The organism is Stenotrophomonas sp. (assembly GCF_032066555.1).
In the GTDB taxonomy this organism is placed as follows: Bacteria; Pseudomonadota; Gammaproteobacteria; order Xanthomonadales; family Xanthomonadaceae; genus Stenotrophomonas.
Map to the genome: position 1 here is coordinate 38,999 of NZ_DAMBKV010000009.1, position 14,955 is coordinate 53,953.

Here is a 14,955-nt window from a genome sequence, read left to right on the forward strand (position 1 = left end):
TTCGAGTGGTGCCACGGCAGCGATTCACAAACTGCTACGGGGCGGCAGCTACTCTGGAGCCAAGCAAGGTGACAAGTGCCGAAACTTTCGGCACTGTCGGCGTGTCGAACTTGCCCGCAGTCTCCCCACAACATTCGGTGCCACGAGTATTTTGATGAACTACCGAGTTCCCGTTTTCCTGCTGGCCCTCGCGCTGACCGCTCCCGCCGCCTTGCTGGCGCGCGCCGATACGGCCTTGCCCTCGGCAGCGACCATCGACCAGGCCACCACCTCCAAGCTGGTCTACGGCTTGTTGTCGGACAGCCGTTACGCCTACCGCCCGCGCCAGCTGGATGCGGCGACCTCGCAGGACGTGTTCAAGCGTTACCTGGAGTCCTTGGACAGCGGCAAGCAGTTCTTCACCAAGGAGGACGTGGATCGCTTCGCGCCGTTGGCGGCTCGGACCGGTGACGCCATCCGTTCCGGCGAGCTGGATCCGGCCTACCAGGTGTTCGCGGTGTACCGCCAGCGGGTGGGCGAGCGCGTGGCCTATGCCCGTCGCCTGCTGCGGCAGGAGCCTGATTTCACTGTTGAAGAGCGCTTCAACTACGACCGCAAGGACGTGCCGTGGGCAACCAACGCCGAGTTGGACGAGCTGTGGCGCAAGTCGGTCAAGAACGACTGGCTGCGGCTGAAGCTGGCCGGCAAGCCGGCCGCTGACATCCGCAAGACCCTGGACAAGCGTTACGACACCCTGCTCAAGACCATCAATGAGCTCAAGGGCGATGACGTGTTCTCGTTCTACATGAACGCCTACACCAGCGCCGTCGACCCGCACACCGACTATTTCACCCCGCGCACGGCCGAGAACTTCAACCAGGCCATGTCGCTGTCGCTGGAGGGCATTGGTGCCCAGCTGCAGCGCCAGGACGACATGGTGGTGATCCGTGAGGTGGTGCCGGGTGGTCCGGTGGCGATGGACGGCACGCTCAAGGCCGGTGACCGCATCGTCGGTGTCGGCCAGGGCCGTTCCGGCCCGATCGAAGACGTGATCGGCTGGCGCATTGACGATGTGGTCGGCAAGATCCGCGGTGCCAAGGATACCCAGGTGCGCCTGGAATACATCCCGGCCGCCGAGGGTGTGGACGGCAAGCACCGCATGCTGACCCTGACCCGGCAGAAGATCCGTCTGTCCGAGCAGGCCGCCAAGGGCGAGACCATGACCATTCCGGGCACTGCCGGCCAGCAGGAGCGCCGCATCGGTGTGGTCAAGCTGCCGACCTTCTACCAGGACTTCGAAGGCCGTCGCCGCAATGCCGCCGACTATGCCTCCGCTACCCGCGACGTCGCCAAGCTGCTGGCCGGTTTCAAGGCCGACAAGCTGGACGGCGTGGTGCTGGACCTGCGCAACAACGGCGGTGGTTCGCTGGACGAAGCCATCGAGTTGACCGGTCTGTTCATCGAGCAGGGTCCGGTGGTGCAGGTGCGTGAATCCGGCGGCCGCGTCACCGTCAACAACGACCGCAACCCGGCCGTGGCCTGGGACGGCCCGCTGGCGGTGCTGATCAACCGTGGCTCGGCCTCGGCCTCGGAGATTTTTGCCGGTGCCATCCAGGACTACGGTCGTGGACTGGTGATCGGTGAAACCACCTTCGGCAAGGGCACCGTGCAGAACGTGGTGCCGCTGGACCGTTGGCCGGCCAGCGAGAAGGAACGCTTTGGTCAGGTCAAGCTGACCATCGCCCAGTTCTTCCGCGTCAGCGGCTCCAGCACCCAGCACAAGGGCGTGGTGCCGGACCTGGCCTTCCCGGCCAGCGTCGATGCCAGCGAGTTTGGTGAAAGCACCTACGACAACGCGCTGCCGTGGACCCGCATCGCTGCCGTGCCGCATACCCAGTACGGTAACTTCGCTCCGATCGTGCCGCGCCTGGAAACCCAGCACGACACCCGCATCCGCGCCGACCGCGAGTTCCAGTGGTGGGAAGAGGACGTGCAGCAGTTCCGCACCGAGGCCGCCAAGAAGTACGTCTCGCTCAACGAGGCAGAACGCCGCGCCGAACGCGACAAGCAGGAAGCGCAGCGCAAGCAGCGCCAGCAGATCCGCAAGGACCTTGGCCTGCCGCTGGATCCGTTGGCCGAGGACAGCAATGACGACGGCCTGACCGGCAACGAGCGTGACATCGTCAAGGATGCGGCGCGTGAGAAGGCCGCCGAAAAGCGCCCTGATCCGCTGTTGAAGGAGTCGGCCTCGATCCTGGCCGATGCCGTGAACCTGCTGGAGAAGGACCGCCCGCTGTCGGCGCAGGTGCTGCCGCAGTCCACCGGCCCGGGCCGCTGGGCCGACTGAACGCAGCAAAACGCTGCGCATAGCCTGGCTGAGCGCAGCGACAATGGCTTGCGCACGCATTCAACGCCGTCAACGTAGCGCTACGTTGGCGGCGTTATGCTGTGGATCTACGCTGACTGTGGAGGTGCCCATGCGCCGACATCTGCTGCATGCGCTGGCCGCTGTGAGCGTGCTGCTCACCGCCTGCGGAAACAAAGCCGTCAACAGCACCTTGCTGCGCGAATCCTTCGATTCGGGCGATACCTATACGCGCAGCGTCGATGCTGCACCGGCGCAGGCCTGCGAGGCCGCGCGACGCGCGCTGCTGGGCCAGGGCTATGCGATCACCCATGCCGACGCGAGCAATGTGGAAGGCAACAAGAACTTCCAGCCCAAGGACGAGGTGCATGAGCAACTGGTGCTGCGGGTGTCCTGCGCGGCGCAGGGCGTGGACAAGGCGCAGGTGTTCGTCAGCGCGGTGCAGGACCGGTACGCGTTGAAGAAATCGCCGACTTCGGCCAGCGTCGGCGTCGGCGCGCTGGGCTCGGTGTCGTTGCCGTTTGGCAGCAACGACGACTCGCTGGTGCGGGTTGCCAGCAGCACCGTGCAGGACGCGCAGTTCTACCGCAATTTCTTCGGCCGCCTGCAGTACTACGTGGAGCAGGCGGCACAGCCTGTTCCGACGGAACCGGCACGATGAGGTTCGGCTGGCGCGCGAAGCAGCGGGCTGGCCGATGGACCTTGTTGCTGTGCGCGCTGGCGATGCCGTTGTTGGCTGAGGCGGGCTGCCATATGGCGTTGCTGGAGCAGTTGGGTTGGCAGCTTGAGGCGAGCGGGAGGCCCACGCCTCAGATCAACGGCGGTGATCCATGCCGGCGCGCTTCGCTGGCCGACGCGCAGGCGCAGGGTGATCTGCGCTTGCAGGTGCCGAGCGGCTACAGCGCCGCACAACGTGAACAGCTGGCCGAGCAGGTATTGCAGCAGCAGGCGAGCATCTGCGCCTACGCCTTCCAGCTGGGGGATGCGGCGCGCACCGCCAGTTCGCGCTTGCAGGACAACCCGGGTTATCGCTTCACGGCGCTGCAACTGGGCTGGATCGGGTTTGGCGCACGCGGTGCGCGTGCACAGGGTTGGCAACGCTTTCGCAGTTTTGGTCGCGGCTACGCGCCGCAGGCCCGCAATTCCGTGGCGCTGGAGGCGTTCTATTCCGGCCGGGTACGTTCCGAGTGCGGGGTGGGGCGGCAGGTGGCGCAGCTGGCGACGCTGCGCGAGTTGTTCGGTGATGCCGCCTTCGATACTGCGTTCAGTTCCGGCGAACTGTCGATCGGCACCTTCCTGAGCCTGCATGACACCCAGAGCATCCTGCTGGGCAGCAGCGCAGGTGAATTGTTCGGTGACGGCAAGGCGGTGCGCACCTCCGCGTTGGGCCGGCAGGCGTTCATGGGTGCGCCGGGCTATATCGTGCATGCTTTCGATGCCACCTATCTGGATGACATCAACAACCAGGCCGAGAATTTCGTCATCACCGATGTCAGTGCCGCGGCCGCCGGGGCCTTGGCGCGGCATGGCGGCTTCGTCCATTACGATGCACTCAACAAACGGTTGTGGGAGCTGGCCCAGCAGTTGCCAGGCAGCGGCTGGCGGCGCTTCGAGCGGCTGCTGTACGAGCGTGACGGCCCCTTGCGCGCGGCGCTGCCGGAGGCACAGCAGGATGTGCTGGCGCAGATGGATGCCGTACTGGCCGACCCGGTGTACCGCGAGCTGATGCTGTACGTGCACCGCCAGGGCGTGCGCCCACTTGGATATCACGTGGCGCGTTTGCTGGACCGCAACCCGCGTACGCCGTTTGTCATCGAACTGGTGCTGCACAATCTGCACACCACCATCTACCAACGCTGGCTGCAGGCCCGTCTGCGGGCCTGCGCAGCAGGATATCCACTACCGTCGGAGGAGCTTCAGCATGGAATTGGGAATGATCGGTCTGGGCCGCATGGGCGCCAACATGGCGCAGCGTCTGCAGCGTGCGGGGATTGCGGTCACCGGCTTTGATCCCGGTGAGCAGGCGCGTGCGCAGGTGGCCGGGCACGGTATCGCTACCGTGGATGGCCTGCAGGCGCTGGTGCAGGCGCTGCCGGCGCCACGCGCCTTGTGGTTGATGGTGCCGTCCAAGGCGGTGGATGCCACGCTCGATGTGTTGTTGCCGCTGTTGTCGGCCGGCGACGTGGTGATCGACGGCGGCAACTCCTGGTACAAGGCGTCCCTGCAACGTGCCGCCCGCAGCGCCGAGGCCGGGGTCGCGTTCGTGGATTGCGGCACCAGCGGCGGTGTATGGGGACTGCAGGAAGGTTATTGCCTGATGGTCGGCGGTGAGGCCGAGGCGGTGGCGCGCCTGTCGCCCGTGTTCAAGGCGCTGGCGCCGGCCGCAGACCGCGGCTGGGCCCATGTGGGGCCGGTCGGGGCCGGACACTTCAGCAAGATGGTCCACAACGGCATCGAGTACGGAATGATGCAGGCCTACGCCGAAGGCTTTGCGTTGATGGAGAAGAAGGCCGAGTTCGGGCTGGACCTGGCCCAGCTGGCCGAAGTCTGGCGACATGGCAGCGTGGTGCGTTCCTGGCTGCTGGACCTCAGTGCGAACGCGCTGCAGGCCAATCCGGCGCTGGACGGGATCGCGCCGTATGTGGAGGACTCCGGCGAAGGCCGCTGGACCGTGGCCGAGGCCATCGATCTGGATGTGCCTGCGCCGGTGATTACCTTGTCGCTGCTGGAACGGCTGCGCTCGCGTCAGGAAAATTCGTTCAGCGACCGCATGCTGGCGGCGATGCGCAACGAGTTCGGTGGGCACGCGATCAAGCCCGCAGGCGAGGCTGGCTGAGGCTTTTCCGCTTGTGTGCCTGGCGGTATCTGCAGGTCCGGCTGCAGGGGAGTGCACGGGTACACCTATTCGTGCAATCCTTGGCCGACAGTCAGCGATGCTGTCGTGCTGGTCACGCTGCCATCGACTGATTCCGGATCGACACCGTCGATGAACCCCGGGCCGTCGCGACACGCGCCGGTCCGTCAGCACGCAGGGGAAGGAATGGCAACACGATTGACCGATGATGGCTGGAGCCGCTGGCGCCTGTTCGGGTTGGGGCTGGCCGCGTTGTTGATCATCGTGGTGCCGGCCTTGACCCTGCAACGGCTGGCGGCCGACAGCGTGAATGCGTCCAACTGGGTCGTGCATACCCAGGCGGTGGGCGCGCGCCTGTACAACCTGCAGGCGGATATCCGTGACGTCGAATCGGCGGCGCTGACCTTGTCCAAGGGCATCGATTCGCCGGCACTGCAGGAGCGCCTGCAGACAGCCGACCGCATCGGCGTCAACCTGACCGAACTGGCGCAACTTGTCAGCGACAGCCCGGAACAGCTGGTGCGCATCGGCAAGATGGACTCGATGCTGGAGCGGCGCATGGCGCTGGCCAGGGAAATCGCCGCCAGCACCGATTCACCCCGACAGCGTGAGCTGATCGAGGAAATGACTTTCCAATACCCGATCCGGCAACTGGTGCAGGAGCTGCAGGATCACGAGGACGCGCTGCTGGTGCAGCGCGCAGCCAAGGCGAGGGACCAGCAACAGCTTGCGTCGATGGTGACCTGGACCGCACTGGCGGTGCAGTTGCTGCTGTTGGGGCTGGTGCTGTGGCTGTTGCAGCGGCAGATCGGTGGCCGTGCCGATGTCGAGCTTCGCCTCAGCAAGGCCAGTGCCCGCGCAAGCGCAGTGCTGCAGACCGTGCGTGAACCCATCGTGCTGCTCGACGACAAGCTGCGGGTGGTACTGCACAACGCCGCATTCACCGAGCTGTACGGCGTCGACGACGCCGATATCAGTCTGCGTCAGCTGCAGGACATAGGCGAGGGTGCGTGGGAAGACCCGCTGGTCCGCCAGCGTCTGGCCGATGTGCTGCTGCGTGGGCGCGAGCTGTGGGATTTCGAACACCAGCAACGCAGCGTGGATGGCATGCAACGGACGATGTTGATCAACGCACGGCGCATGGCCTTGCCGGACGCTGAAGATGACGTGGTGTTGATGACGATCAGTGATGTCACCGTGCAGCGTGCGGTGCAGCAGCACGTGGAGGAGCTGAACCGCCAGCTCGAAGGCAAAGTAGAGCAGATGGCCGACGTCAACCGTGAGCTGGAAGCGTTCAGTTACTCCGTGTCGCATGACCTGCGTGCGCCGCTGCGGCATGTAGCCGGCTTCTCCGACAAGCTGGCACGTCATCTGGGCGAGACGATAGACAGCAAGACCCAGCACTACCTCGAGGTGATCAGCAGTTCGGCGCAGCTGATGGCGGCCTTGATCGATGATCTGCTGGTCTATTCGCGGCTGGGCCGCGGAGCGATGCGCCTGCAGCGCGTGGACATGCAGTCGTTGGTGGCCGATACCCGCGCGCTGCTCGATTCCAACCTGAAGAACGAAGCCGGGGCGGACGGCAAGCTACGCGAGGTGGAGTGGCAGATCGGCAGGCTGCCGGTGTTGGTCGGCGATGAGAACATGCTGCGCCAGGTCTGGTTGAACCTGCTCGGCAACGCCGTCAAGTACACCGCCGGTCGCGACAAGGCGGTGATCGAAGTCAGCGCCAGGCAGCTGCCGGATGGCAGCCACCAGTTCAGCATCACCGACAATGGCGCCGGTTTTGACATGCAATACGCTTCCAAGTTGTTCGGTGTGTTCCAGCGCCTGCACAAGGCCTCGGAGTACCCCGGCACCGGCATTGGCCTGGCCAGCGTACGCCGGGTATTGACCCGTCACGGCGGCCGCATCTGGGCCGACGCACAGGTCGATAAAGGCGCCACCTTCACCTTCGTTCTTCCCCAGGCAACCGAAACATCCAACAAGGACACCGTGGAATGAGTCCCCTGCGTACCATCCTGATTGCCGAAGACAGCCAAGCCGACGCCGAAATGGCGATCGACGCGCTGCGCGATGCCTCCCTGGCCAACCCCATCGTGCATGTCGAGGACGGGGTCGAGGCCATGGACTTCCTGCTCCGGCGCGGCGCCTTCGCCCAGCGCGAGGAGGGCTTGCCGGCCGTGTTGCTGCTGGATATCAAGATGCCGCGCATGGATGGACTGGAGGTGCTGCGGCTGATCCGCGCAGACGAGGAACTCAAGCGCCTGCCGGTGGTGATCCTGTCTTCTTCGCGCGAAGAAAGCGACCTGGCCCGCAGCTGGGATATGGGGGTCAACGCCTACGTGGTGAAGCCGGTGGATGTCGACCAGTTCTTCCAGGCGGTGCGTACCATCGGCACCTTCTGGGCGGTGATCAACCAGGCACCGGAGCACGAGTAAACACAGATGCCGAACAAGGGAGCGCCATTGGGGCTGCTGCGGATCCTGCTGGTGGAGGATTCGCCGGAGGATGCCGAACTGGTCATCGACCAGTTGCTCGAGGCTGGCCTGGAGCTGGAGTTCGAGCGTGTCGACAACGAGCCGGCAATGCGCGCTGCCTTGGCGGATGGCGTACCGGATGTCGTGCTGTCCGACCTGAGCATGCCGGGCTTCTCCGGCTACCAGGCATTGCAGATCCTGCGTGAGTTGCACCCCCGGGCACCTTTCATCTTCGTCTCCGGCACGATGGGTGAGGAAACCGCGGTGGAGGCGCTGCAGCATGGCGCCAATGACTACATCATCAAGCACCAGCCGGCGCGGCTGCCCTCGGCGGTGGCGCGTCTGGTGCGCGAGACCCGCAGTGAGCTGGAACGGCTGCGGGTGGAAGATGAGTTGATGCGTGCGCAACGGCTGGAGAGCCTGGCCCTGCTCGCTGCGGGGCTCAGCCACGACCTGCGCAACATCCTGCAACCGCTGCTGATCATCCCCGACCTGATCCGCGACCGCAGCGATGATCCCAAGGTCGTCCGCCTGGCCGATGTCATTGCCGAATGCGGGCGCCGTGGCCACGAGATGGTCGAGTCGATGCTGTCCTTCGTGCGCGGCTCACGCCAGCCCAGCGAACGGATCGTACTGCAGCGCCTGTTCCAGGCGGTGGGCATGCTGCTGAAGAGCAGCCTGCCGCGCAATGCCGAGCTGCACCTTGAAGTCTCAGACGACCGCATGGCGGTTGAAGCCAATTACACCGAGCTGCAGCAGGTACTGCTGAATCTTGCGCTCAATGCCATCCAGGCCATGCCCGACGGCGGCAGCCTGAGGCTGGTCGCCGAGCGTGTGGCTGGCGAAAGCGACAGGGTGCGCATCCGTGTCAGTGATGATGGCATCGGCATGGATGCAGCGACGGTGCAACGCCTGTTCACGCCTTTCTTCACTACCAAGACGGATGGTACCGGCTTGGGGCTGGTGTCCTGCCATCGCATCGTCGAGAGCATAGGCGGTCAGATCCAGGTGCAGAGTCAGCTTGGCGAAGGCACGACCTTCGAACTGCTGTTGCCGATGTGCGAAAGCACCGCCAGCGAAGATGCCGAACCACTGGAACGAACCCGGGTCGGCCATGGTGAGCGCCTGCTGGTGGTGGATGACGAGGCCACACGTCTGTCGCTGCTGGGCAATGCGCTGTCCAGCCAGGGTTATCGCATGCGTCTGGCCAGCGATGGCGCGGTGGCGATGCGGCATCTTCAGGAGGCTGGCCTGCCGGACGTGGTGCTGGTGGACAGCGGCATTCCGTTGTTGTCGGCCGGACAACTGCTGGCGGAGATGCAGGCGATGGGTTATCGCGGCCCGGCGATCGTGCTGGAGGATGCCAACGCGCCGGCGTTCGCCGATGGCCAGGCGCCTTCGGGTCTCAGCGTGCATGTGCTGCCCAAGCCCTTGGAGATGCAGCGGGTGTTCCGTGCGGTAGCGGACGCACTGGGCGTGGGCTGAAGCATATGCGGGCTGGCGATGGCTGGCCTATCATGTGCGCCCCCTCCCTACGATGCGGTGCTCAAGCTCGTCCATCGTGGCGCGTGCGGGCCTGCAGGCAAACCAACTCATGACCACCGTGCTCCTCAGCCTGGGCAGCAACCTGCAACCGCAGCACTACCTGCAAGCGGCTGTTGCCGTATTGCGCGAACGTTTTGGCGCGATCAGCGTCTCCCCGGCCTACCGCACCCCGGCCGTGGGATTCGACGGACCCGACTTCCTCAACAACGCAGTGATGCTGGACACCGACCTGCCGCTGGGCGAGTTGGATCATTGGTTGCACGCGGTGGAGGACGCGCACGGCCGCGATCGTTCCGGACCGCGTTTCAGTGACCGGACCCTGGATATCGATGTGGTCTATTACGGCGACCTGGTGGTGGAAGGCCCGGGGCATCTGCGCATTCCTCGCCCGGAGTTGAAGCACGCGTTCGTACTCAAGCCGCTGGCCGACATCGCCCCGGATTTCATCGACCCGGTGCGCGGGCTGAGCCTGCAGCAGATGTGGCAACAGCACCCGCAGCATGGGCAGGCGTTCGATACGGTGGAGCTGTAACGCTGTACCTGTAGTGCCGAGCCATGCTCGGCATAGGTGTTACCGGTAAAGCCCCTTGCCGAGCATGGCTCGGCACTACGGGAGTCTTGGGCGGCCAAGGGCTCTTGAGCCCCTCTCCCGCTTGCGGGAGAGGGGCTGGGGTGAGGGCAGCCTTTCGCTGGTAAAGCCCCCTGCCGAGCATGGCTCGGCACTACAGGTGCGGCACTAAGTCAGCAGGCGGCCGCCGTCCAGGCGCAGGGTCTGGCCGGTGATGTAGCCGGCGTCGTCCAGCAGCCAGCGCACCGCCGAGGCGATCTCGTGCGGGGTGCCGAGGCGGTCCAGGGGAGTGCGCTCCATCAGCTTCTGCTTGGCCGCCTCGCTCTTGCCCTGTTCGGGCCAGAGGATGGCGCCGGGGGCAATCGCGTTGACCCGTACATGTGGCGCCAGCTCCAGCGCCAGCGAGCGGGTCACCATCTCCAGCGCGGCCTTGGCCGAACTGTAGGCCGGGTGCTCGCGCAGCGGCTGGGTGGCGTGCAGGTCGGTCAGGTTGACGATGGCGCCGCGCTGCTTGATCAGGTGCGGGGCGGCGGCCTGCGCCAGGAAGAACGGTGCGCGCGTATTCACCGCGAACAATTCATCCCATTGCTCCGGCTGGACCTGCCCGAACGGGGTAGGGAAGAAGTTGGAGGCATTGTTGACCAGCGCATCCAGCCGGCCGAAGTGGCTGACCGCCTGTTCCACCAGGTCGGGCAGGGCGGCCACGTCGCGCAGATCGGCCTCCAGCGCCAACACGCTGCCCGCCCGCTCGCTCTCCAGGTCGAAGGCCAGTGATTGCAGCTCCTCGCTGGACTGGTGCGCATGCAGGGCGATGCGGTAGCCATGGGCGTGCAGGTGACGGGCAATGCCGGCGCCGATGCGGCGCGCGCTGCCGGTGACCAGGGCCACCCGTTGGGATTCTGTCATCTGGGATTTCCTTACTCAGCTATCCTGTGCATTGTCCTCGCAAACCGCCGCATCATGCATTCCGACCTGCCAATCCCCGATTCAGACGCGCTTGCCCACAGCGAGCAGCTGGCCGCGCACCTGCGTGCGGAAATTCTTGCCCAAGGCGGTGCGGTGCCGTTTTCACGCTTCATGGAGTTGGCACTGTATGCGCCGGGTTGGGGCTATTACAGCGCCGGTGCCAGCAAGTTTGGTGCCGCCGGTGACTTCGTCACCTCGCCGGAGATCGGCGCGCTGTTTGCCGCCACCACCGCCAACGCGGTGGCGCCGGTGCTGAAGCAGCTTGGCCCGCAGGCACGCATGCTGGAACTGGGCGGCGGCAGTGGCGCGTTTGCCGAAGTCATGCTCAAGCGCCTGCTGGAACTGGATGCGCTACCCGAGCGCTACGCCATCCTCGAACCCAGCGCCGACCTGCGCGAGCGCCAGCGCGAACGCCTTGAGCGCGCACTGATTCCGCCGGTGTTCGCACTGGTGGAGTGGCTGGACCGGCCGTTCGATGACGATTGGGACGGCGTACTGTTCGCCAACGAGGTGATCGATGCGTTGCCGACGCCGCGTTTCCTCGCCGACGAAGGCGAGATCTATGAAGAGACCGTGGAGCTCGACGGTGAAGGCCGCTTCGTGCGCGGTGCGCAACCGGCGGACCCGCTGCTGCTGGGCGCAGTGCGGCACGTGGAGCGCTATCTGGAGCGGCCGTTCGCGCACGGTTACCGCTCCGAGGTGCTGCCGCAGCTGCCGTACTGGATCCAGGCGGTGGCCGGCGGCATGCAGCGTGGTGCGATGCTGTTCGTCGACTACGGCTATTCGCGCAGCGAGTTCTACCAGAGCGAGCGTAATGACGGCACGATGCGTGCGTTCTACCGTCACCGCGTGCACAACGACGTGTTCCTGTGGCCGGGCCTGCAGGACATCACCGCCTCGGTGGACTTCACCGCACTGGCGGAAGCCGGTACCAACGCCGGTTTCGACCTGGCCGGATACAGCAACCAGGCCAACTTCCTGCTCGGCAATGGCATCACCGATCTGCTGCTGCAGGCTGAAGCGCGCACCGATGAAGTCGGTCAACTGCGCCTGCGCGATCAGCTCAAGCGGCTGACCTTGCCGACCGAGATGGGCGAGCGTTTCCAGGTGATGGGCTTCAGCCGTGACGTCGACATGTCGGCGGCCTTCCTGCTCGGTGACCTGACGTGGCGGCTGTAAGCACCACGCTGAAGCCACTGCGGCGGCAGGGGTTCTGGTTGGGCCTGTGGTGTGCGGCGGTGCTGGCGGTGATCGTGGTGTGCCTGATCCCGCCGCCCGAACTGAACCTGCCGCAGAACAGCGACAAGGTCGAGCACCTGCTGGCCTACTTCATCCTGTCCGCCAGTGCGGTGCAGCTGTTCGGCAGCCGCCGCGCGCTGTGCTGGGTGGCCGCAGGATTGGTGGCGATGGGCGTTGGCATTGAGTGGGCGCAGGGCGCGCTGACCGCCACGCGCATGGCCGATCCGATGGATGCCCTGGCCAACACCAGTGGTGTACTGATCGGCATGCTGACTGTGCTGACGCCGCTGCGGGATTTACTGCTGCGGCTGCAGGGGCGTTGAGCCGATAGCGTCCCGCCTGCGCGGTGTCAGAACCGGGCCTGGTTGCGGCTGCAACTTAATTCTTTAGATAAATCAGCCATTTCCGCTGTCATGGCACTTACGCAGGCGGCCCTTGGGCTGCTACGTTGGCGCCATCACAGGCACCGTCATGGCGCCGGTGATTTTGCAAAGTCGGTGCGGTGCGGGACGTGGGTGGAGAGGACTCACGTACCGCACCGCGCCTTCCCGGCGATTTCTCCCCGGGCCTTACTTCTTCGGCTGCAGCTGCACCTGGTCCAGCACCCACATCTGCGGACGGGTATCGCCGCTGAAGGTCATGCACAGGTCGGTGATCTGCTCGGCACCGGCTTGCAGCGGTGCTTCCAGTTCAATGAAGCCATCCTTGCCCGGCTGCTGCGGCAGCGGCACGGTGGCCAGCACGCGGCCCTCGCAGCCGGCACGCACTTCAAATTCGCCGTGCTGGCTCACCGGCTTGCGGAAGCCGCGCTTGGCTTCCTCCGGACGCAGCAGACCGAAGTTGTAGGGAATGCGGCCGGCGCGGACCTTGACCGAGGCGATGTCCTGCAACTGCGCGTCTTCCCACAGCCAGCACGGGTTGAAGATGGTGACGTCGAAGTTGTCGCGCTCACCGTGCAGCGGGTTGTCATCGACCAGACGCAGCAGCAGACGGCCGCCCTGCGGGCATTGCGCCAGGGTCTTGTCGGTGCGGGTCAGCAGTGACTGCGCATCGAAGTTCCATTGGCTGGGCTTGTCGGCGACCGGCTTGCCGTTGAAGAAGGTCAACGCGGTCAGCACGGTCGGCACCGGCAAGGTCAGCGCGCCGGGATAGGCCGGTGATTGCGCGGTCGGCGTGCTGCCGTCGGTGGTGTAACGGATGTCGCGGTAGCTGAGCGGGTTGGACAGTTCCACCGTCACCTTTTCAGCTGCACGATCATCCTGGCGCTTCATCGCCACCGACAGCGCGGTCTGGCCATAGGCGATGCCCAATGCCTTGTAGCGCTGCAACTGCGCTGGCAGGCGTGCGAGGAAGTCGTCGTAGCTCTTGTTCTGCAGCGGCGTCCAGGCGATCTCGGACAGCGCGGCCAGGCGTGGGAACACGTTGTGCTTGAGGTCCTTGCCGTTGCGGGTGTGTTCGGTCCACATGTTGGCCTGCACACCGATCACGTGCTTGCGCTGCGCCGGGGTCAGCTCGGCCGGCACCGGGTCGAACGCGTAGACGCGCTGCATCGAGGTGAACTTCGGACGGCCGGTGGGTTCTTCCGGCAGATTGGTCTGCAGGAAATCCAGGTACAAGGTGTTGCCCGGGGTCATCACCACGTCGTGGCCATGGGTGGCCGCTTCGATGCCGCCTTCGATGCCGCGCCAGGACATCACCGTGGCCTGCGGCGGCAGGCCGCCTTCGATGATCTCGTCCCAGCCGATCAGCTTGCGGTCGCGGTCTTCCAGGTACTTTTCCAGCCGCTTGAGCATATGCGACTGCAATGCTTCCTCGTCCTTCAGGCCAAGCTCGCGGATATAGGCCTGCACCTGCGGCGAATCCTGCCACTGGTACTTCACCGCCTCGTCGCCGCCGATATGGATGTACTGGCCGGGGAACATCTCCAGCACTTCGGCCAGGATGTTCTCCAGGAACTGCAGCGTCTCCTCGCGCGGGTTGAACAGATAGGGGTTAACGCCCCAATTGGCGGATGGTTGGGTCGGGCCGTCGACCACGCCGTGCTCCGGATAGGCCGCCACGGCCGCCTGTGCATGGCCCGGCACGTCGATTTCGGGAACGACGGTGATATGACGTGCGGCGGCATAGGCGACCACATCACGGATCTGTTCCTGGGTGTAGTAACCGCAATACAGGTGCGGCTTGCCGTCAGGACCAACGCCCGCTTCCCCCGCGGCAGCACGGCAGCTGCCCACTTCGGTCAGCTTCGGGTAGCGCTTGATCTCCATGCGCCAGCCCTGGTCATCGGTCAGATGCCAGTGGAAGGTGTTGAGCTTGTGCGTGGCCATGGCATCAAGGATCAGCTTGATGTCGTCGATGCTCTGGAAGTGCCGCGCCGAGTCGAGCATGAAGCCGCGCCAGTTGAAACGCGGTGCATCCTCGACCTGCATCGCAGGCAGGGCGATGCTGGCCGAAGGCGCAGCTGCCAGCAGCTGCCACAACGACATCGCGCCATAGAACAGGCCGCGCGCGTCGCCGGCCTCGATCACCACACCGTCGCCATTGATGCTCAGTGCATAGGCCTCAGGCGAGGCCGCAGCCTTGTCCTTGCGGATGCGGAACTGGATGGCACCCTTTGCCGGGCCACTGCTGTCCGCCTTGAGCTGCAACGGCGTGGTGCGTGCCAGCAGCTGGGTGAACTGGCTGGCGACCTCGCCTGCGCCTTCGGCAGCGATGACGCGGGTGGATGCATCGACGGAGAAGCGGCCGTTGCCCGGCAACACCGATACCGGGCGCGGGATGATGCTGGCGCCGGTCACTTCGACCGGCAACAGTTGGACGCTTGCACTGTTGGCGGCAGCACCTGCATGGCCACTGGCAGCGCCCAGGGCGAGCAGCAGCGCAGCGTGCAGGGCATGGGTGGAAAGTCGGTGTCGGTGCATCATGGTTCCTCGTTGTTGACGGCTGGCGCGTTGACAGC

At 65.3% G+C, this 14,955-nt stretch carries 12 protein-coding genes; 10 read left to right on the forward strand and 2 right to left on the reverse strand.

All coding sequences use genetic code 11. The annotated features are described in order from the left end of the window. The first annotated feature begins 154 nt into the window (after positions 1–154). From RT131_RS11975 to folK, 8 genes are all read left to right on the forward strand, one after another. Positions 155–2,326, forward strand: a complete 2,172-nt coding sequence (locus RT131_RS11975; RefSeq protein WP_313173035.1) for a carboxy terminal-processing peptidase — start codon at positions 155–157, stop codon at positions 2,324–2,326. Positions 2,327–2,456: 130 nt separating this feature from the next. Continuing rightward, a complete protein-coding gene (locus RT131_RS11980) occupies positions 2,457–3,005 on the forward strand; it encodes a DUF2242 domain-containing protein (RefSeq protein ID WP_313173036.1) in 549 nt (182 codons plus the stop codon). Positions 3,006–3,067: 62 nt separating this feature from the next. After that, entirely contained in the window at positions 3,068–4,354 is a 1,287-nt protein-coding gene (locus RT131_RS11985; RefSeq protein WP_313173136.1) for a hypothetical protein, read from the forward strand. Further along, entirely contained in the window at positions 4,266–5,180 is a 915-nt protein-coding gene (gene gnd, locus RT131_RS11990; RefSeq protein ID WP_313173037.1) for a phosphogluconate dehydrogenase (NAD(+)-dependent, decarboxylating), read from the forward strand. The genes RT131_RS11985 and gnd overlap by 89 nt, the downstream gene beginning before the upstream one ends. A gap of 204 nt (positions 5,181–5,384) precedes the next feature. Continuing rightward, positions 5,385–7,202 (forward strand): ATP-binding protein, encoded by a 1,818-nt coding sequence (locus RT131_RS11995; RefSeq protein ID WP_313173038.1) that lies wholly within the window; start codon positions 5,385–5,387, stop codon positions 7,200–7,202. After that, positions 7,199–7,639 carry a response regulator gene (locus tag RT131_RS12000; protein ID WP_313173039.1) on the forward strand — a complete coding sequence of 147 codons (441 nt, stop codon included), beginning with the start codon at positions 7,199–7,201 and terminating at the stop codon, positions 7,637–7,639. Before RT131_RS11995 ends, RT131_RS12000 begins: the two co-directional genes overlap by 4 nt. Positions 7,640–7,645: 6 nt before the next feature. Beyond that, on the forward strand, positions 7,646–9,163 hold the full coding sequence (locus RT131_RS12005) for a response regulator (RefSeq protein ID WP_313173040.1): 1,518 nt from the start codon (positions 7,646–7,648) through the stop codon (positions 9,161–9,163). Between the two features lie 109 nt (positions 9,164–9,272). After that, positions 9,273–9,755, forward strand: coding sequence for a 2-amino-4-hydroxy-6-hydroxymethyldihydropteridine diphosphokinase (gene folK / locus RT131_RS12010; RefSeq protein ID WP_313173041.1), 483 nt, complete (start codon positions 9,273–9,275; stop codon positions 9,753–9,755). 204 nt (positions 9,756–9,959) lie between these two features. Here folK and RT131_RS12015 read toward each other — a convergent pair whose 3' ends face one another. Then, entirely contained in the window at positions 9,960–10,697 is a 738-nt protein-coding gene (locus RT131_RS12015) for a pteridine reductase (protein WP_303747474.1), read from the reverse strand. A gap of 54 nt (positions 10,698–10,751) precedes the next feature. Here RT131_RS12015 and RT131_RS12020 point away from each other — a divergent pair, with 54 nt between their 5' ends. Together RT131_RS12020 and RT131_RS12025 are read left to right on the forward strand one after the other, a co-directional pair. Next, positions 10,752–11,936: an SAM-dependent methyltransferase gene (locus RT131_RS12020; protein WP_313173042.1), complete on the forward strand. Its 1,185-nt coding sequence runs from the start codon at positions 10,752–10,754 to the stop codon at positions 11,934–11,936. Then, positions 11,924–12,319, forward strand: coding sequence for a VanZ family protein (locus RT131_RS12025; protein ID WP_313173043.1), 396 nt, complete (start codon positions 11,924–11,926; stop codon positions 12,317–12,319). Before RT131_RS12020 ends, RT131_RS12025 begins: the two co-directional genes overlap by 13 nt. Positions 12,320–12,565: 246 nt before the next feature. Here the strand turns inward: RT131_RS12025 and RT131_RS12030 are convergent, their stop codons facing one another. Continuing rightward, positions 12,566–14,917: a family 20 glycosylhydrolase gene (locus RT131_RS12030; protein WP_313173044.1), complete on the reverse strand. Its 2,352-nt coding sequence runs from the start codon at positions 14,915–14,917 to the stop codon at positions 12,566–12,568. Between the last annotated feature and the right edge of the window lie 38 nt (positions 14,918–14,955).

Coding starts and splice junctions, on each gene's coding strand:
- RT131_RS11975 (WP_313173035.1), top strand. CDS start 155: ATGAACTACCGAGTTCCCGTTTTCCTGCTGGCCCTCGCGCTGACCGCT.
- RT131_RS11980 (WP_313173036.1), top strand. CDS start 2,457: ATGCGCCGACATCTGCTGCATGCGCTGGCCGCTGTGAGCGTGCTGCTC.
- RT131_RS11985 (WP_313173136.1), top strand. CDS start 3,068: ATGCCGTTGTTGGCTGAGGCGGGCTGCCATATGGCGTTGCTGGAGCAG.
- gnd (WP_313173037.1), top strand. CDS start 4,266: ATGGAATTGGGAATGATCGGTCTGGGCCGCATGGGCGCCAACATGGCG.
- RT131_RS11995 (WP_313173038.1), top strand. CDS start 5,385: ATGGCAACACGATTGACCGATGATGGCTGGAGCCGCTGGCGCCTGTTC.
- RT131_RS12000 (WP_313173039.1), top strand. CDS start 7,199: ATGAGTCCCCTGCGTACCATCCTGATTGCCGAAGACAGCCAAGCCGAC.
- RT131_RS12005 (WP_313173040.1), top strand. CDS start 7,646: ATGCCGAACAAGGGAGCGCCATTGGGGCTGCTGCGGATCCTGCTGGTG.
- folK (WP_313173041.1), top strand. CDS start 9,273: ATGACCACCGTGCTCCTCAGCCTGGGCAGCAACCTGCAACCGCAGCAC.
- RT131_RS12015 (WP_303747474.1), bottom strand. CDS start 10,697: ATGACAGAATCCCAACGGGTGGCCCTGGTCACCGGCAGCGCGCGCCGC.
- RT131_RS12020 (WP_313173042.1), top strand. CDS start 10,752: ATGCATTCCGACCTGCCAATCCCCGATTCAGACGCGCTTGCCCACAGC.
- RT131_RS12030 (WP_313173044.1), bottom strand. CDS start 14,917: ATGCACCGACACCGACTTTCCACCCATGCCCTGCACGCTGCGCTGCTG.